Source organism: Streptomyces bacillaris (assembly GCF_003268675.1).
GTDB classification, from domain to species: Bacteria; Actinomycetota; Actinomycetes; order Streptomycetales; family Streptomycetaceae; genus Streptomyces; species Streptomyces bacillaris.
The window spans coordinates 4,592,033-4,610,776 of sequence record NZ_CP029378.1; the positions used below are offsets into that span (position 1 = coordinate 4,592,033).

Below are 18,744 nucleotides of genomic sequence, written 5' to 3' on the forward strand. Positions count from 1 at the left end.
GTTGGCAACAAGGGGGCGGCAGCACGTGGTCGACAGAGCAGCAGGCGGAACCGCGGTCACGGTCACGGGGGGCCTCACGCCGAGCCATGGGCAGGAGAGGCTCTGGTTCCTCCACCAACTCGATCCCCTGGACGCCGCGTACAACATCCCGCTGGTGCTCCGGCTGACCGGAGACCTCTCCGTGCCCGCCCTGACCGCCGCGTTCGAGGGGACCGTCGCCCGGCACGAGTCCCTGCGCACCCGCTTCCCGGACGTGGACGGGCGGCCGGTCGCCGTCGTGGACGCGCCCGGGCCCGTGGTGGTGGAGACCGTCGACCTCCGCGGCCGCCCCGGGAGCGCGGAACGGCTGCTGGCCGAGCGGACGAACGGCGCCTTCGACCTCGCCGGGGGCCCGCTCCTGCGGATCACCCTGCTGCGGACCGCCGACGACGAGCACCTGCTCTGCCTGGTCCTCCACCACATCGTGGCGGACGGCTGGTCGCTGAACCTGCTTCGTACGGAGCTCGCCACCCGGTACGCCGCCCACCTGGCCGGTCACCCCGTCGAGCTGCCCGAGGTCCTGCCGTACACGGAGTACGCCCGGCGCGAGCGGGAGGCCGTGGGGGGCCCGGAGGCCGAGACGGCCCTCGCCCACTGGCGGGAGCGGCTCGCGGACGCCCCGGTGCTCGACCTGCGGCCCACCGTGACGCAGCCGGTGACGGAGCCGGGGGAGGGGGAGGGCGCGGCGGAGGGCGCGGCCGGGACCGGGGGCGGCGCGTTCCATACACGGCGGATCGCGGGGGCCGGTGGAGCCGTCGACGCGCTGGCCAGGGAGCGCCGGTGCACGCCCTTCATGGTGCTGCTCGCCGCCTACCAGGTGCTGCTGCACCGCTGGACCCGCCAGGACGACTTCTGCGTCGGCGTACCGGCGGCGGGCCGGGGCGAACCCGAACTGGAGGAGGTGATCGGCTACTTCTCCACCACGCTGGTGCTCCGCGCCGAACTGGCCGGTGAGCCCACCTTCGGTGAACTCCTGCGCCGGGTCCGCCGCTCCTCCCTGACCGCCTTCGCCCACGACCGGGTCCCCTTCGAGCGGCTCATCGACGCCCTCGGCATCGAACGCCGGCTCGGCTCCAGCCCGCTCTTCCAGACCCTGCTGACCGTCCACACCCAGGACGGGACCGGCGGCGGCGAGCGGGAGTTCGCGGACCTGAAGTGCGCCGAAGCGGACGGCGGCCACACGGCCAGCAAGGTCGAGCTGATGCTCGACCTGCGCCGCGAGGGCGACGACCTCTTCGCCGTGTTCGGCTACCGCACCGACCTCTTCGACGCCCCCTGGGCCGCCCGGCTCGCCCGCCACTTCGAGACCCTGCTGCGCGGCGCGCTCGCCGCCCCGGACACCCCGGTCTCCGAGCTGGAGCTGCTCGCCCCGGCGGAGCGCGACGAGCTGCTGGCCCTCGGCACCGGGGCCCCCGCGCTGCCGGGCGACGAGGCTCCGGTGCCGGTCGCGCTGGCCCGGGCGGTGGAGCAGCACGCGGAGCGGACGGCGGTGCGCGCCCCCGAGGGGGAGCTGACCTACCGGGAGCTGTGGGACGCTGCCGGGGCCCTCGCCGTACGGCTGCGGGCCGCCGGGGTGCGCGGCGGCGACACCGTCGGGGTCTGCCTGCCCCGCGGTACGGCGGCGGTCACCGCCCTGCTGGCCGCCTGGCGGGCCGGGGCGGCCTACCTGCCGCTCGACCTCGACCACCCGCGCCCGCGGCTGGATTTCATGATCGAGGACACCGCCGTACGCGTGGTGGTCGCGGAGCCCGGTGCGGAGGAGACCGCGTGGCTGGGGGAGCGCGTCACGGTGGTGGCGCCCCCGGCCGGTCCCGCCCTGGGCGATGGTCCCGGAGGGTCCGGCGCGGGTGCCGGGCGGGAAGGCGGCCCGGGGGACGGGGGCCTTGGGGCAGGCGGTCTCGGGGGCGGCGTCCTGGGGAGCGGGGGCTTCGAGGGCGGCGGTGGTTCCGCATCCTGCGATCCCGCCTGGCAGGCCGGGCCCGGTGACCCCGCGTACGTCATCCACACCTCCGGCTCCACCGGTACGCCCAAGGGCGTCGTCGTCCCGCACCGGGCCCTGGCCGCCCGGATCGCCTGGATGCGCGCGGACTACGGGATCACGGCGGCGGACGAGGTGCTCCAGTTCGCCTCGCTGAGCTTCGACACCCACGCCGAGGAGGTCTTCCCCGCGCTCACGGCCGGGGCCACGCTCACCGTCGCCGGGCCCGGCGCCACCCTGCCCGACCACCTCGCGGCCGGGCGCGGCGACCGGATCACCGTCCTGGACCTGCCCACCCCGTACTGGCACCGGCTCACCGACGATCTCGCCGCCGTCGCCTGGCCGCCCGGTCTGCGCCTGCTCATCCTCGGCGCCGACCAGGTCCAGCCCACCGCCGTCGCCGCCTGGCGGGCCCGCTTCGGGGACACCGTACGGCTGGTCAACTCCTACGGCCCCACCGAGACCACGATCATCGCCACCACGGCCGAGCTGGGCCGTGCCGACGCCGTACGCCGCCCGCCCATCGGCGGCCCGGTCGGCTCCACCACGCTGACCGTCTGCGACCCGGCGGGGCGGCTGATGCCGTACGGGGCCCCCGGCGAACTCCTCGTCGGCGGCGCGGGCGTGACCCTCGGCTACGGAGGTCGCCCCGGCGCCACCGCGCGCGCCTTCGTCCCCGACCCGTTCGGCCCGCCCGGCTCCCGCCGCTACCGCACCGGGGACCTGGTGCGCTGGCGGCCGGACGGGCAGCTGGAGTTCCTGGGCCGCATCGACGACCAGGTGAAGGTGCGCGGCTACCGGGTCGAGCCCGGTGAGGTGGAGACGGCCCTGCTGGCCCTGGAGGGGGTCGGCGGCGCGGCGGTGATCGTCCGGGAGGACGCGCTCGTCGCGTACGTGGTCCCGGCGTCGGGGGCGGGCCCGGAGCGGGCGGTTCCGGACGAGGTGGCCCCGGGCCCGGCGGACTCGGGCTCCGCTCCGGGCGCGTCGGGCCCCGGCCCGGCCGCCCCGGAGGCGGCTTCCGTGCTGTCGCCCGCCGGCGTGCGGGCCGCACTCGGGGCGCGGCTGCCCGCCTATCTGGTGCCCAACTCCGTGGTCGTCCTGGACGCCCTGCCCCTGACCCCGAACGGCAAGCTCGACCGCCGCGCCCTGCCCGCCCCCGACCGGCGGCCCGACCTGGGCGGCGGTTACGTGGCCCCGCGCACCGACGCCGAGGAGCTGGTGGCGGAGGTGTGGGCCGAGGTGCTGGGTCTGGACCGGGTCGGCGCGCTGGACGACTTCTTCGACCTCGGCGGCCACTCGCTCCTCGCCACCCGGGTGCTGGCCCGGATCCGGGCGGCGGCCGAGCTGGTGGTCCCCCTGCGCACGCTGTTCGTCCACCGCACCGCCGAGGCGTTCGCCCTCGCGGTGGAGGAGCTGCTGCTGGCCGAGATCGAAGCCCTGACCGACGAGGACGCCGGGCGCCTGCTCGCCGCCGAGTCCGCACCGCAGAGAAACGGAACGACGACGGCATGAGCAGCAGCAGTACGGACCGCTTCCCCGGCCTCCCCGAGGACACCGGGACGGACACCGGAAGCGGCGACAGACCGGCCCCCGCAGGCAGTTCCGCCCGCGCAGGCAGCCCCGCCCCCGCAGACGGTACGGACCCGGCAGGCGAAGGGACCCCCGCCGGAGGTACGGCCTCCGCAGGCAGCACGGGCCCCGCTGGGAGTACGGCCTCCACGGGCGGCAGCGCCTCCGTCGGCAGCACGGACGCCTCCGACAGCGGGGGCTCCGCCTCCGCCGGGGCCCGGCCCGCCGCCTCCCTCTCCGACGCCAAGCGGGCCCTGCTCGCCCAGCGGCTGCGGGGCGGCCGGGCGCGGGCGCGGGCCGCCCAGGCGGTGGCGAGGCGGCCGGAGGGCACCGTCCCCCCGCTCTCCTTCGCGCAGGAACGCCTCTGGTTCATGGAGCAGTTCGCGCCCGGCACCGCCGCGTACAACATCCCCGTCGCCCGCAGACTGCGCGGCCCGCTCGACCTCCCCGCCCTCCGCCGCGCCCTGGACGCCGTCGTCGCCCGCCACGAGACCCTGCGCACCCGCTACCCGGCCACCGACGACGGCCGCCCGGTCCTGGAGATCGCCGAGCCCGCCCCCTTCGCCCTGCGCACCGCCGACGCGGAGGACGAGGCGCACGCGGCCCGGCTGGTGGACGAACTGGGCGCCCTCCCCTTCGACCTGGTCACCGGCCCCCTGATGCACGGCCTGCTGGTCCGCCTCACCGCCGACGACCACGTCCTCCTCCTCGTCGTGCACCACAGCGTCAGCGACGGCTGGTCCAGCGAGGTGCTGGTCTCCGAGGTGCTGCGCGGCTATACCGCGTACGCCACCGGGGGCCCCGACCCGCTCCCCGAACTGCCCGTCCAGTATGGCGACTTCGCTCTCTGGCAGCGCGAGCGGCTGACCGGCGGCCGGCTGGAGGAGGAGGTGGCGTACTGGGCCCGGGAGCTGGCCGACGTACGCCCCCTGGAGCTGCCCACCGACCGCCCCCGCCCCGAACGGCAGACCTTCGAGGGCGCCGGCTACGGCTTCGACATCGACCGGGAGCTGCTGGAGCGGCTCACCGCCCTCGGCAAGGCGCACGGGGCGACCGTGCACATGGTGCTGCTCGCCGCGTTCCAGGTGGTGCTGTCCCGGTTCGCCGGGCAGCGCGACTTCGCCGTCGGCTCGCCCGTCGCGGGCCGCCCGGAGCCCGAACTCGAAGGCCTCATCGGGATGTTCGTCAACGTCCTGGCGCTGCGCGCCCGGCTGGACGGCGACCCCACCTTCACCGAGCTGGTGGGGCGGACCAGGGAGACCTGCCTGGAGGCCTACGCCCACCAGGAGCTGCCCTTCGCCCAGTTGGTCTCCGAGCTGAACGTCGAGCGGGACGTCACCCGTTCCCCGGTCTTCCAGGCGGTCCTGGCGATACAGAACTACGCCTCGGCCGCCGACACCGCAACCACTGACGGTGAACCGCCCTTGGATGTCGAGCCGTTCGGGCTGCACGCCGCCGGGACCCGGTTCGACCTCGAACTCTTCCTCATGGAGGGGGAGGGAGGCCTGCGCGGCGCCTTCAACTACAACACGGACCTCTTCGACGAGTCCTCGATCGCCCGGATCGCCGCCCACCTGGGCCGTTTCCTGCACGCCGCCGCCGACCGGCCCGACGAACCCGTCTCCGTCCACGACGGCCTCGACCCGGCCGAGCGGCACCGGCTGCTCACCGAGTGGAACGACACGGCCGTCGAAGCCGTCGAATCCGTCGGGGCCTCCGAGGCCTCCGAGGCCGGTGGCGCCGAGACCCTGACCGCGCTCATCGCCGCGCAGACCGCCCGTACGCCGGACGCCGTCGCGGTCGAGTTCGGTGCCGGCTCCCTGACCTTCGCGGAGCTGGACCGGGCCGCCGACCGGATCGCCCGGCGGCTGACCCGCGCCGGGGCCGGGCCCGGCACCCTGGTGGCGGTCAGCGCCGAGCGCTCGCTCGACCTGGTCGCGGGGCTCCTCGGCGTGCTCAGGTCCGGTGCCGGATACACCCCGCTCGACCCGGAGTACCCGGCCGAGCGCCTCGCCTTCATGCTGGCCGACAGCGGCGCCGGGATCCTCCTCACCCAGCGCGGACTGCCGGCGCCCGAGGGGTGCGCGGCGCGCGTCCTGCTGCTCGACGAGGAGGACGATCAAGAGGGTTCGTACGACGGCGAGTTGGCGGCCCCGGGCCCCGACGACATCGCGTACATGATCTACACCTCGGGCTCCACCGGCCGCCCCAAGGGCGTGCCCAACACCCACCGCTCCATCGTCAACAGGCTGCGCTGGATGGCCCGTACGTACGGAGTCGGCCCCGACGACCGCGTACTCCACAAGACCCCGACCGGCTTCGACGTCTCGGTCTGGGAGCTGTTCCTGCCGCTGATCACCGGGGCCCGGCTGGTCGTGACGGCGCCCGGCGGCCACAAGGACGCGGCCCATCTGCGCGACACCATCGCCGGGCACGGCGTCACCGTCGCGCACTTCGTCCCCGCCATGCTCGACGTGTTCCTCGCGGAGGACGACGTCGAGCGGTGCGTCTCGCTGCGGCGCGTGGTGTGCAGCGGCGAGGAGCTGGCCCCGCACACCGCCCGCGCGTTCACCGCCCGGCTGCCCGGGTGCGCGCTCGCCAACCTGTACGGGCCGACCGAGGCGGCCGTCGACGTGACGAGCTGGGAGTGCGAGGGCGAGCTGGACGCCGTCCCCATCGGCGCCCCCGTCGACAACACCCGGCTGTACGTGCTCGACGCCGAGCTGCGCCCGCTGCCCCCGGGCACCCCGGGCGAGCTGCACATCGGCGGGGTCCAGGTCTCCGTCGGCTACCACCGCAGGCCGGGGCTGACGGCCGCGCGGTACGTCCCCGACCCGTACGGCCCGCCCGGCTCCCGCCTCTACCGCACCGGCGACCTGGCCCGCTGGCGGGCGGACGGGCAACTGGAGCACCTGGGCCGGATCGACCAGCAGGTCAAGATCCGGGGCCAGCGCATCGAACCCGGCGAGATCGAGGCCGCGTTGCGCGCCGAGCCCGGCATCACCGCCGCCGCCGTGATCGTCCGCGAGGACAACCCGGGCGACAAGCGGTTGGTGGCGTACCTGGTGGCCGGAGGCGCCACGGAGGCCGCCGCACCGGAGGCCGCCGCGCCCGTCGACGGGGCCGCCGCACCGGAGGCCGGGGAGAGCGCCCCTCAGGAGAACGCCCGCCAGGAGAGGGCCCCTTGGGAGCCCGACCCCGCCGAGCTGCGCACCGCGCTCCGCCGCACCCTGCCCGACTACATGGTCCCCGCCGCCTTCGTCACCCTGGACGCGCTGCCGCTCTTCCCGAACGGCAAGCTCGACCGCCGCGCCCTGCCCGCCCCGCAGGCCCGCCGCACCGGAGGTGCGCTCGCCGCGCCCGAGACCGAGACCGAGCGGGTGCTGGCCGGGATCTGGGCGGAGATCCTGACGCTGCCCGAAGTCGGCGTGGACGACGACTTCTTCGACCTCGGCGGCCACTCGCTGCTCGCCACCCAGGTCATCGCCCGCGCCCGCAAGCGGCTGCCCGAGGTGGGGGCCCGGCCGGTCAGCGTGATGGACCTGTTCACCTCCCGTACGGTCCGCGAACTCGCCGTCCTCGCGGACCTGGACGAGTCCGAGCGCGGCCCCCGCCACCTGCTGCACCGGCTGACCCGCGCCACCCCCGCCGACTCCCGGATCCTGTCGTACGTCTGTGTCCCGTACGGCGGTGGCAGCGCGGTCGTCTACCAGCCGGTGGCCGACGAACTGCCGCCCGGCTACGACCTGTGGTCCGTCGCCATCCCCGGCCACGACATGGGCGTCACCGAGGAGCATCTGCCCTTCGACGAGCTGGCCGAGAAGATCGCGACGGAGATACGCGAACGGGTCGAGGGCCCCATCGCCCTCTACGGCCACTGCGCGGTCGGCAGCGCGCTGACCGTCGCCGTCGGCCGCCTCCTCGAAGCGGCCGGCCGGGAGGTCGAAGCCCTGTACATCGGGGCCCAGTTCCCCTTCGCCCGGCCGCGCGGCCGGGTCCTCGGACTGCTCAGCCGCATCTCCGCGCTGGACCCGCTGCTGAGCGACCGCGTCTACTTCAACTGGCTGCGCTCCATGGGCGCCGAGGTCGGTGACCTCGACGAGGCCCAGATGAAGTTCATGATCGGCAACATGCGGGCCGACTCACGGGCGGCGGAGGAGTACTTCACCGAGGTCCTGGCCGAGGTCGAGGACGGCGGAGCCCTGCTGCGCGCCCCGGTGATCAGCGTGATCGGCGACCGGGACCCCGCCACCGACTTCTTCGAGGAGCGCTACCGCGAGTGGCAACTCCTCGCGGAGCGCTCGGCGTTGGCCGTCCTGGACGAGGGCGGGCACTTCTTCCTCAAGTACCGTGCCCGGGAACTCGCCGAGATCATCACCCGCACGCACCCGGCCGTGCTGGCCGGTACGGCGGTCCGCGAGCTGCCCCCGCGGGCGGAGGACGGGCCGTGGTGGTTCCACGGGGTGAGCGGCAGGGACGTACCGGTCGCGGAGGCCGATGACGTACGGGACGACGTACGGCAGGAGGAGACCGCGCCGACGGGCGGCGAAGGTCCCACGGACGGGCCGACGGAGGCCCCTGCCTCCGGCTCCGACACGGCTTCCGGCCTCTCTCCCGCCCCCGACACCGCTTCCGGCCCCGCCCCCGGCATGGGGCGCTTCCTGGCCGTCGCGCTGGGCCAGTTGATCACCATCACCGGGTCCGCGCTGACCGAGTTCGCGCTGCCCGTGTGGATCTACATGGAGACCGGCTCGATGGGCAAGTACGCCCTCTACGCCGTGATCGGGATGCTCCCCGGCATCCTCGTCGGCCCGCTGGCCGGAGCGGTCGTCGACCGGCTCGACCGCCGCCGGGTCATGCTCGCCGCCAGTGCCGTCGCCGGTTCCACCCAGGGCGCCCTGCTGACGCTGCTGCTGAGCGGGAACCTCTCCTCCTGGCACATCTACGTGCTCCTCGGGATGCTCTCGGTCGCCCTCACCTTCCAGCGGCTCGCGTACGCCTCCTCCGTACCGCAGCTGGTCCCCAAGCGGTATCTCGGTCACGCCAACGGCATCACCCAAATGGCCTTCGGCTTCGCCCAGTTCATCGTGCCGCTGGCCGCCGTGGCGCTGATGGCGGGCATCGGGCTCAAGGGCATCCTCATCCTGGACGTGACCGGCTACGCCGTCGCCATCACGGTGCTGCTGCTCGTCAAGTTCCCCAAGACCCTGCCCTGGACGCGGCGCGAGTCGCTGGTGGCCGAGATCAAGAACGGGTTCGCCTACTCCTGGAAGAACCGGGGCTTCCGGGCGATGCTCCTCTGGTTCGCCGCGCTGAACATCTTCCTCTCGCCGCTCTTCCTGCTCGTCACCCCGCTGGTGCTCTCCTTCGACTCGCTGGAGTCGGTGGCCCGGGTCGCGGTGGCCGGAGGCGCGGGCGCCATCCTCGGCGGGATCGCGATGGGCTTCTGGGGCGGCCCGAAGCGGAACCGGATGCAGGGCATGCTGGGCCTGGCCGGGCTGCTGGCGGTGGCGAGCGCGCTGGTCGGGGTGCGGGCGGACCTGTGGATCATCGGCATCGGGGCGTTCGGCATGTCCTGCGCGCTCTCCATGGTCAACGGCGTCTACACGACGATCGTCCAGATCAAGGTGCCGCAGCGCTTCCACGGCCGGGTCTTCGCCCTGAACACCCTGGTCGCCTGGTCCACCCTGCCGATCGGCCACGGGATCATCGCCCCGGCGGGCTCCGCTTTCTTCGGCCCGATGTTCGAGGACGGCGGTTCGCTGACCTCGACGGTGGGCGCCCTCATCGGTACGGGGCCGGGGCGCGGGATCGGATTCATGTACCTGCTCTTCGGGGCGGCGATGCTGGGTCTGGTCGTGGTCGGCCTGCGGCTGCGGGTGCTGGCCCGCTTCGACCTGGACGTGCCGGACGCACTGCCGGACGACCTGGTGGGCATCCAGGAGCGCGAGCGCCGGGTGAAGGCGGCCCGCGCGAAGAAGGCGAAGGCCGCTGCTTCCGTTCCCGCCGCCCCCGCCACGGACACCACTCCCACGCACGACGACACCCCCACGCACGACGACACCCCCACGGACGACGACACCCCCGCCCGCACCGTGGAGGCAGCCCGATGACCACCGCCCCGTACCGCGCTCCCGCCCCGCCCCCCTCCCGGATCGGCGGGCCCTCCACCCTGCCCGCCCTGCTCGCCCACCGTGCGGGCGCCGAGCCCGAGCGGCCCGCGCTGATCTGCGGCCCGCACACGCTGACCTTCGGCGCCTGGTACGCGCGGGCCATGGCCCTGGCCTCCGGGCTGCGGTCGCGGGGGCTGGAGCCGGGGGAGCGGATCGTGCTCCGGTACGGCAGCGGGGACTGGACCGCGTACGCCGTCGCGTACTGCGGGGTCCTGCGCGCCGGGCTGGTGGCCGTACCCCTCTCGGACCGGCAGGCCCCCGCCGTCGCCGCCCATGTCCTCGCGGACAGCGGGGCGTCGGGCGTCCTCCACCCGCCCGGCGCACAGTTGCCGCCCGGGATGCTGCCCGACGGGGTGTGGGCGGCGACGGAGGAGGAGATCGAGGCGGAGGGCGCGGCCCGGACGGCGGTGCTCCGCGCCCCGGACCCCGGCGCCCGCGCCCAGATCCTCTACACCTCCGGCACCACCGGCACCCCCAAGGGCGTCACCGCCACCCACGGCAATCTGGCGCACGGCTGCACGCTCGACGAGCGGCGCCGCCCGCTGCGCCACTCCCGCCACTTCCTGCACGCCTTCCCCGTCGGCACCAACGCCGGGCAGACCATGCTGGTCAACGCGCTCGACTCGGCCGCCACCGCCGTGGCCGCACCGCAGTTCACCCCGGGGCGGTTCGCGCGGCTCATCGAGGAGTACGAGGCAGGCAGCGTCTTCCTCGTCCCGTCCATGGCCATCGAACTGCTGAACTCTGCCTCCGCCGGCCGGTACGCCACCGACAGCGTCCGGCTGGTCGGCTCGACCGCCGCCGCCCTGCCGCAGCCGGTCGCGCTCGGTCTGGCCCGCGCCTTCCCCCGCGCCCAGATCGTCAACTACTACACCTCCACCGAGGCCGCCCCCGCCCAGGTCACCCTGCTCTTCGACCCCGAACGCCCCGGCTCCCCGGGCCGCCCCGCCTCCCTGCGCGACCTGCGCATCACCACCGCCGACGGCACCCCGCTGCCGCCCGGCGAGGCCGGTGAGGTGTGGCTCCGCACCCCGGCAGCCCCGCGCGCCTACCTCGGCCCGGCCGGGGAGGCTGCAGACGCCGGTGAGGAGGTCTTCCAGGGCCGGTGGGTGCGGATGGGGGACCTCGGACTGTTGGACGAGGAGGGGTATCTGCACCTGCTCGACCGGGAGCGGGACGTGGTCAAGTCCGGTGCGTACAAGGTCTCCACGCTCCAGGTGGAGGGCGCGCTGCACGCCCACCCGCAGGTGGTGGACGCGGCCGCGTTCGGCATTCCGCACCCCGTGCTGGGGGCGGTCGTCGCCGCCGTGGTCGTGGTGCGCGGCGAGCTGACCGGGCCCGCGCTGCGGACCTTCCTGCTCGACCGGCTGGCCGCCCACGAACTCCCCGCCCGCCTGCTGTTCCGCCCCTCCCTGCCGCGCAACGAGGGCGGCAAGATCCTCAAGCGCGAGCTGCGCCTGCTCCTGGACGACGAGGCCCTGCGATGACGACGCCCTTCCCCTCCCGCCCGCTCACCCCGGCCCAGCACGGGCTGTGGGTCACCGAACAGGTGCTGGCCCCCGGCGCCGCCCACCACCTCGCGCTCACCGTCCGGTTCCCCGACCCGCCGGACCCGGCGACGCTCGCCGCCCGCTGCGCCCGCCTCCTGGAGCGGCAGCCGGTCCTGCGCTCCCGGGTCGACCCGGACGGGCCCGCGCTCGCCCCGGCGACCGGCCCCGCCCCCGAGCTGCGCCATCTGGCCTGCACGGCCGATGAGTTGGACGCGCTGCTCGCGAAGGAGAGCGCCCGGCCGTTCGATCTGGCCGAGGGGCCTCTCGTACGGTTCGCGCTGGTGACGGCCGGGGGCGGGCTGCCGGTGCTGCACGTCGTCGTCCACCATCTGGTTTTCGACGGCGCCTCCAAGGACGTGCTGCTCGCGGAGATCCACGGCGTCGAGACCACCCCCGGCCACCCGGACGCCCAGGTGGGTGCTGACGAGCCGGACGGCCAAGCGGTCGCCCTGGCGCGGGAGTTCTGGTCGGAGCGCTGGCACGAACCGGCTCCCCCTGTCCTCCCCGGGCTGGCCTCCTCCGTACGGGACGCCACCGCCCCCGCCCCCGGTGGAGCCGTCCCCTTCGCCCTCGGCCCCGCGCTCGACGCCCGCCTCACCGAGACCGCCGGGGTGCTCGGCGTCACCCGCTTCGAACTCCTCCTCGCCCTCTGGCACACCCTGCTCTTCCGGTACGGCAACCAGGCGCCCGTCACCGCCCTGGAGCTGTCCACCCGCCTCCCCGGCAGCCCCGAACGCATCGGGCTGTACGTGAACGAGCTGCCGGTCTTCACCCACCCGGACCCGGACCGCCCCTTCGCGGACTACGCCCGGGAGGTCCGCGCCGCGCTGCGGGAGGTGTACGCCCACCGGCCCGTCCCGCTCGGCCGCGCGGTCGGCGGCCTCACCCCGCGTACCGCCATCGCCCCGCTCTCGGTCAGCTTCCGCCGCCGCACCGGGTGGGAGGCGGAGGAGGCGCCGGGCGTCACCGTCGACTGGATCGGCTTCACCCACGCCGTACGCAACCTCGCCCACCTCCAACTGGTCGACGGGCCGGACGGTGTGACGGGCTCGTTCCAGTACCGGACCGACGCCTTCGAGCCCGGCGCGCCTGCCCGGATCGTGGGCCACTTCCGTACGCTGCTCGACGCCGTGCTGACCGCGCCCGGGGCCACCGAGGCCGCGCTCGCCGGGCTGCCGCTGCTGGCGGGCGAGGAGCTGGCGGCGGCCCTGAACGCGGGCAACGACCTGCCGGCCGCCTGCCCGGACGGTGCCACGGTGGTGTCGATGTTCGCGGACCGGGCGGCGGAGGACCCGGATGCCGTGGCGGTGGTGACGGCGGACGGTACGGAGCTGTCGTACGGCGAACTCCGGTCGCGGGTGCACGCGTTCGCGGACCGGCTGACCGCCGCCGGGCTCGGTGCCGGGGACCTGGTGGGCGTGCAGATCGGCCGCTCGGTGGGCGAACTCGTGCCTGTGCTGGGCGTGTTGACGGCGGGCGCGGCCTATGTGCCCCTGGACCCCGGATACCCGGCCGAGCGGCTGGAGTTCGTACGGTCGGACGCGGGCCTGGCGGCGCTCGTGGTGGAGGGCCCGGCGCCGGAGGGTCTTCCGGCAGGCCTGGCCGTCCTGGCCCCCGACGCGGGGGAGGGGTGTGTGCCCGCGCCTGAGTCCGGGGCTGTGCGTGCCTCCGGTCCGGCCGCCGGGGACCCCGCGTACGTCATCTACACCTCGGGCTCCACCGGGCGCCCCAAGGGCGTGGAGATCCCGCACCGGGCGCTGGCCAACCTGCTGGCGACCATGGCGGACCACATCGAGGCGGGCCCCCGGGACCGGTGGCTCGGGCTCACCTCGCTCTCCTTCGACATCTCCACCGTGGAGCTGCTGCTGCCCCTGGCGACCGGGGCGCGCGTCGTTCTCGTCCCCGAGGGGCAGCAGCGCGACGGCGGCGCCCTGGTGAAGCTGATCGAGGCCCACGGCATCACCCACGTCCAGGCCACGCCGAGTAGTTGGCGGCTGATGCTCGCCGCCGGGCTCCACCACCCGGGGCTGGTGGCCGTCGCGGGCGGCGAGGCGCTGCCGGAGCCCCTGGCGGAGGAACTCGGCGCGGTCTGTGGCCGGTTGGTTAACGTCTACGGCCCCACCGAGACGACGGTGTGGTCCACCCTGGCCCACCTCACCACCGGCGCCCCCGTCACGATCGGCCGCCCGCTGGCCGCGACGAGGGCGTACGTCCTCGATGAACGCGGCACGCCCGTACCGGACTTCATTCCCGGCGAACTCCACCTCGGCGGCGCGGGCGTGGCCCACGGCTACCGGGGCCGCCCCGGGCTGACCGCCCAGCGCTTCGTCCCCGACCCCTGGGGCCCGCCCGGCTCACGGCTCTACCGGACCGGCGACCTCGTGCGCCGACTCCCGGACGGACGGCTGGAGTTCGTGGGCCGCCTCGACAGCCAGGTGAAGCTGCGCGGCCACCGGATCGAGCTGGGGGAGATCGAGGCCCGGATCGTGGAGGACGCGCGGGTCTCCCAGGCGGTGGTGGTCCTGGACGGCGGCGGTGGCGCGGGCGGGGCGGGTGCCGGGGCCGGTGCGGATGCCGGTGCTGATGCGGGTGCGGATGCCCGGCTGGTGGCGTACGTCGTGGGTGCGGGTGCGGGTGCGGGTGCGGGTGCGGGCGCTGGTACGGGTCCCGGTCCCGGTCCCGGTGTCGGTCCCGGTGTCGGTACGGGAGAGGTCCCGGCCGCCGAGGAGCTGCGCGAGCGCCTCGCGCGCACGCTGCCCGCCGCGATGGTGCCTGCGGTCTGGGTCTCGCTGCCCGCCCTGCCCCTCACCCCCAACGGCAAGGTCGACCGGGCGAGGCTGCCCGAGCCCCCGAGGCTCCGGCCGGACGCGCCGGAGCCGCTTGCGGCGACCGGGGAGACGGCGGGGGGCGGGGTGACGACGGCGGGTGACGGGGTCGACGCCGTGGTGCGGGAGATCTGGCAGGAGGTGCTGCGGCTGGACGACATCGGCCCCGAAGAGGACCTGTTCGACCTCGGCGGCCACTCCCTGACGATCACCTCCATCGCGGCCCGTATCCGCAAGCGGCTGGGTGTCGAGGTGCCGCTCGACGTCTTCTTCGACACCCCCACGCTCGCCGGCGTCTCGGACGCGGTGAGCGGACTCCAGCAGACAGCGAGCAGTGAGGAACAGAGCGATGAGTGACGCGACGGTGTACCAGGTGGTCGTCAACGACGAGGAGCAGCACGCGCTCTGGCCTGCCCGGACGGCCCCGCCCGCCGGCTGGCGGGTGGAGGGCTTCCAGGGTTCGGAGGAGGCGTGCATGGCGCATGTGGACCGGGTGTGGCCGGACATCCGGCCGCTCTCGCTCCGCCGCCGCCTCGCGGAGTCGGCGGATCAGGCCTCCGGTCCGGCCCCGGTGGACACCTCTGCCTCCGCCGCCTCGCCGGTGGTGGACCGGTGACGGCCGGTCCGGAAGCGCAGGCCGCGCTGCGCGGCCGGGTCGCGGAGCTGGTCGCCGGGGCGACCGACGGCGAGGTGACCGAGGCCGAGATCCTGGCGGCGGGCGGCTCGCTGACCGCGCTGGGTGTCACCTCGCTGGCCTTCCTCCGGCTGATCGACACGCTGGAGGAGGAGTTCGGGATCATCCTGGACCTGGACGGCCCGTTCCGCCTGCTGGACGACCTCGACGGCCTGGTGGACCACATCGGCGAGCTGACGGCGGGCGGCGGGGACCATGGCTGAGGTGGCGGTCGAGGAGGCCGGGGCCGGAGGCAGCTCCGGCTCCGCCGAGGAGACCGTGGCCGTCGAGTTCCGGGGCGAGCGCTCCGGCCGGGCGCCGCTGACCTGGGGGCAGCGCGCGATCTGGCACGCGATCCGCCGTACCGCGCCGAACGACCACTACTTCAACATCGGCCGCGTCCTCCCGCTGGCCGACCGGGGCCGCCCCGCGACGGTGGACGGGGCGACCGCCGCGCTGACGGCCCTGGTGGAGCGCCACGAGTCCCTGCGCACCCGGCTGGAGCTGTCCGCCGACGGCGGCGAGGCGGCCCAGGACCTCGCCGCCACCGGCACCCTCCCCATCACCCTCGCCCGTGCCCAGGACCCGGCGGGGGCCGAACGCACGGCGCACGCCCTCCTGGACCGGCTCTCCGCCACCCGCTTCGCCTACGCCTCCGAATGGCCGGTCCGGGCCGCCCTGGTGGCCGTCGGGGACCGGGTCACCCATGCCGTCCTGGTCCTCTGCCACCTGGCGGCGGACGGCCACGGCGCGGAGGTCCTCGTACGGGATCTGCGCCTCCTCGTCCGCCGGGGCTCGGCCGGACGCCCGCCCGCCACCACCCCTCTGGACCTGGCCCGGGAGCAGCACGGCGAGACCGGCAGACGGCGGGGCGCGGCGGCCCTGGCGCACTGGGAGGCGGGGCACCGGGCGGCTCCCGCCACGATGTTCCCCGACCCGGTCGCCGCGCCCCGCGCCCCCCGCTTCTGGACCGGCCGGATCGTCTCGCCCGCCCTGGCCCGGGCGGTCGCCGCGGTCGCGGCCGCCCACCGGGTCAGCGGTTCCACGGTGCTGCTGACGGCGGCGGCGGTGCTGGTGGCGGCGGGGCAGGGCCACCGTACGGCGGCGGTCATGCCGATCGTCGGCAACCGCACGTCCACCGCCCACCGCGACCTGGTCACCACGCTGTCGCAGGACGGCCTGTTCATCCTGGACACCGGCACCGGCACCGACACCGGCACGGCCACCGGCACCACTCAGGACACCCCGACCTTCACGGACCTGCTCCCCACCGCCTACCGCGCGGCCCTGCGCGCCTACCGGGCCGCCGTGTACGACCCGGCCGAGTGGGACGCGCTCGGTGAGCGGCTGCGTACGGAGACCGGGGCCGAGGTCCACCCGTACTGCTGCTTCAACGACATGCGCCTGGTCGAGCGCCCCGCCCCGCCCGGCCCGGCCCCCACCGCCGCCGAACTCGCGGAGCTGCGCGGCCGGACCGCCTTCGGCTTCCCGGCCACCCAGGAGCGCGTCGCCTGCCGTTACTGCCTGCACATCACCGAGGAGGGCGACGCGCTGGCGGTGTCCCTGACGGCCGACACGGCGTACCTGCCGCCGGAGACGATCCGGGCGCACCTGTACGGCATCGAGGAGCTGATCGTCGCCGCGGCGTCCGGCCGCTCCCGGCCGCTCACCGGGGTGCGGGAACTGCTGGAGGCGACGGCGGAGGAGGTACGGGCATGACCGCACAGAGCACGTCGGCAGACGGCCCCCCGCCGACGGGGATTCCACCCACCGGCACCCCACCCACCGGGCCCCTGCCCACCGTTCTCCCGCCCACCGGCGACCCCCTCCGCGCCTGGGCCGACCGCACCTCCTGCGTCCAGGGCGGCGACCTGGCCTTCCACCTGACGGGCGCCGCCGGGGCGGCCGTACGGGTCAGGATCACCGACGCCGTCAGCGAGCAGACCCGGCTCACCGCCACGGTCCACGCCCCGGACTGGACCCTGGCGGTCCCCGAGGAGTGGCCCAGCTCCCTCTACCGCGCCACCTTCGACGTACCGCTGGAGAACCGCCCCACCACGGACGAGGCCGAACACGAGGTGTGGTTCGCCGTACGCGCCGCCCTCACCGGAACAGCAGCCCCCACCGGGAAGGCCGCCCTCACCGAAACCGCAGCCAACCCCGGGAAGACAGCTCACCCCGGCAAGGCAGCCCACCCGGGGAAGGCAACCCACCCCGCCCCCTCCCGCATCCTCGTCTCCATCCCCTTCGCGACCTGGCGGGCCTACACGCACGCCGGGCAGCCGCGCCGGGGCCTGTACTACTCCGAGCAGCCCTACCGCGCGGCCCGGGTCTCCTTCGCCTCGCCCGGTGGCGGCCCGCCGCCGGAGCGCTGGGAGGAGGGGCTGCTGCGCTGGCTGCCCGACGCCGGATACCAGGTCGACTACTGCTCCGGCCTCGACCTGCACAACGGGGACGAACTCCTTTCCCACTACCGCCTGTTGGTGGTGAACGGCCATGACGAGTACTGGTCGATGGAGATGCGCGACAGCGTCGAGAACTTCGCCCGGCGCGGCGGCAACGTGGCCTTCTTCGCGGCCAACACCGCCTGGTGGCAGATGCGGCTGGAGGACGACGGCCGGACCATGGTCTGCCACCGGGACGCGGTCACCGACCCGATGACGGCGACCGACCCGCGCCGCACCACCGTCGAGTGGTCCAGCGCCCCCGTCGACCGCCCCGAGAACTCGATGACCGGCCTCAGCTTCCGCCGGGGCGCGGGTGCCTGGGGCGAGGGCATGGCGGTGATGGGGAAGGAGGCGTACACGGTCCGGTTCGCGGACCACTGGACCTTCGCGGGGACGGGCCTCACCGACGGAGAACCCTTCGCGCGCGGCGCCCTCGGCTACGAGACGGACGCCTGCGCGCTGGAGTGGACCGACGGGGTGCCGAGGGCGACGGGCGTGGACGGCACCCCCGGCTCCTTCGTCGTGCTGGCCACCGCCGACCTGCGGCACTGGAGGGAGTACGGGCAGGGCGGCGCGGCCACGATGGGCGTCTTCCGGCTCGGCGCGGGCACGGTCTTCAACGCGGGGACGATCAACTGGGGCAGCGTCCTCGCGGACGACCCGGTCGCCGACCGCATCACCCGCAACGTCCTGGACCGGCTGAGCGGCGCGGCCCCCGGCGACGGCTGGGACGCGGCGGGCGCCCCGGACGAGGTGCGGGCGCTCGCGGTCTGCGAGTCCGTGCTGTTCGGCGCGGACACCCGGGGCAGGCTGCTCTGCCGGGAGGTGTCCGGCCAGAACCTGCCGTGGCGTCCCGTGGGCAGCGCCCCCGGAGTACGGGCGCTGGCCTCGGCAAGGGAGGCGGCGGGCGGCCTCCCGCTGGAGCTGTACGCGGCGACGGAGAACGGCCGCCTGCTCCGCCGCGACCCGGTGCCCAACCTCGTACCTGGCGAGGACGGGGAGGAATGGACACAGGTGGGGCAGGTCCCCCGGGGACGACCGGCCTGGCGCTCTGCGACGCGGGGATCTTCGCCGTCACCCCGCACGACGACACCCTGCACTACCTCTCCGCGCTCGCGCTGGACCAGCCGTGGCAGGTGCTGGGGGACGCGGGCGGCGCGATCGCCCTCACCACCCTGAGCTGCCGCCTCTGGGCGGTCACCGCCGACGGCCGGCTGCGCACCCGGCTCCCGGCGGGCCCGTCCGACGGCCCGGTGGCGTTCGAGGACGCGGGGACGCCGGGCCCGCCGCCCCACCCCCGTACGACCCTCGCAGCCCACGCCGGGGTGCTGTACGCGACGGCTCCGGGGGCCCCGCTACGGGTCTGCGGAGGGCCCGCGCTGCCGTCCCGCTGAGGCTTTCCCGTACGACGCCGACGGGCGGGGCGCCGTACCCTGGGCAGGTGCAGGCAGCAGGGCGGGGAGGAAGTCGGACGTGGGTGCTGACGTGGG

General features: G+C 75.2%; 7 protein-coding genes and 1 pseudogene. All 8 read left to right on the forward strand.

Annotated features, from left to right (window positions below; translation table 11 throughout):
• Positions 1-25 precede the first annotated feature (25 nt).
• The 8 genes and pseudogenes from DJ476_RS19965 (at position 26) to DJ476_RS20000 (ending at position 18,648) form a co-directional block, all read left to right on the forward strand.
• On the forward strand, positions 26-3,529 hold the full coding sequence (locus DJ476_RS19965; RefSeq protein ID WP_112491178.1) for a non-ribosomal peptide synthetase: 3,504 nt from the start codon (positions 26-28) through the stop codon (positions 3,527-3,529).
• Entirely contained in the window at positions 3,526-9,699 is a 6,174-nt protein-coding gene (locus DJ476_RS19970) for a non-ribosomal peptide synthetase/MFS transporter (RefSeq protein ID WP_112491179.1), read from the forward strand. The genes DJ476_RS19965 and DJ476_RS19970 overlap by 4 nt, the downstream gene beginning before the upstream one ends.
• On the forward strand, positions 9,696-11,246 hold the full coding sequence (locus DJ476_RS19975) for a class I adenylate-forming enzyme family protein (RefSeq protein ID WP_112491180.1): 1,551 nt from the start codon (positions 9,696-9,698) through the stop codon (positions 11,244-11,246). The genes DJ476_RS19970 and DJ476_RS19975 overlap by 4 nt, the downstream gene beginning before the upstream one ends.
• Positions 11,243-14,491, forward strand: coding sequence for a non-ribosomal peptide synthetase (locus DJ476_RS19980; RefSeq protein ID WP_112491181.1), 3,249 nt, complete (start codon positions 11,243-11,245; stop codon positions 14,489-14,491). The genes DJ476_RS19975 and DJ476_RS19980 overlap by 4 nt, the downstream gene beginning before the upstream one ends.
• A complete protein-coding gene (locus DJ476_RS19985; RefSeq protein ID WP_103421040.1) occupies positions 14,484-14,750 on the forward strand; it encodes an MbtH family protein in 267 nt (88 codons plus the stop codon). The genes DJ476_RS19980 and DJ476_RS19985 overlap by 8 nt, the downstream gene beginning before the upstream one ends.
• Positions 14,747-15,031, forward strand: coding sequence for an acyl carrier protein (locus tag DJ476_RS19990; RefSeq protein ID WP_103421041.1), 285 nt, complete (start codon positions 14,747-14,749; stop codon positions 15,029-15,031). The genes DJ476_RS19985 and DJ476_RS19990 overlap by 4 nt, the downstream gene beginning before the upstream one ends.
• Positions 15,024-16,526: a condensation domain-containing protein gene (locus DJ476_RS19995; RefSeq protein WP_112491182.1), complete on the forward strand. Its 1,503-nt coding sequence runs from the start codon at positions 15,024-15,026 to the stop codon at positions 16,524-16,526. Before DJ476_RS19990 ends, DJ476_RS19995 begins: the two co-directional genes overlap by 8 nt.
• A pseudogene (locus DJ476_RS20000) lies at positions 16,523-18,648 on the forward strand (N,N-dimethylformamidase beta subunit family domain-containing protein). The gene DJ476_RS19995 and the pseudogene DJ476_RS20000 overlap by 4 nt, the downstream one beginning before the upstream one ends.
• The last annotated feature ends 96 nt before the right edge of the window (positions 18,649-18,744 follow it).

Coding starts and splice junctions, on each gene's coding strand:
- DJ476_RS19975 (WP_112491180.1), top strand. CDS start 9,696: ATGACCACCGCCCCGTACCGCGCTCCCGCCCCGCCCCCCTCCCGGATC.
- DJ476_RS19980 (WP_112491181.1), top strand. CDS start 11,243: ATGACGACGCCCTTCCCCTCCCGCCCGCTCACCCCGGCCCAGCACGGG.
- DJ476_RS19985 (WP_103421040.1), top strand. CDS start 14,484: ATGAGTGACGCGACGGTGTACCAGGTGGTCGTCAACGACGAGGAGCAG.
- DJ476_RS19995 (WP_112491182.1), top strand. CDS start 15,024: ATGGCTGAGGTGGCGGTCGAGGAGGCCGGGGCCGGAGGCAGCTCCGGC.
- DJ476_RS19970 (WP_112491179.1), top strand. CDS start 3,526: ATGAGCAGCAGCAGTACGGACCGCTTCCCCGGCCTCCCCGAGGACACC.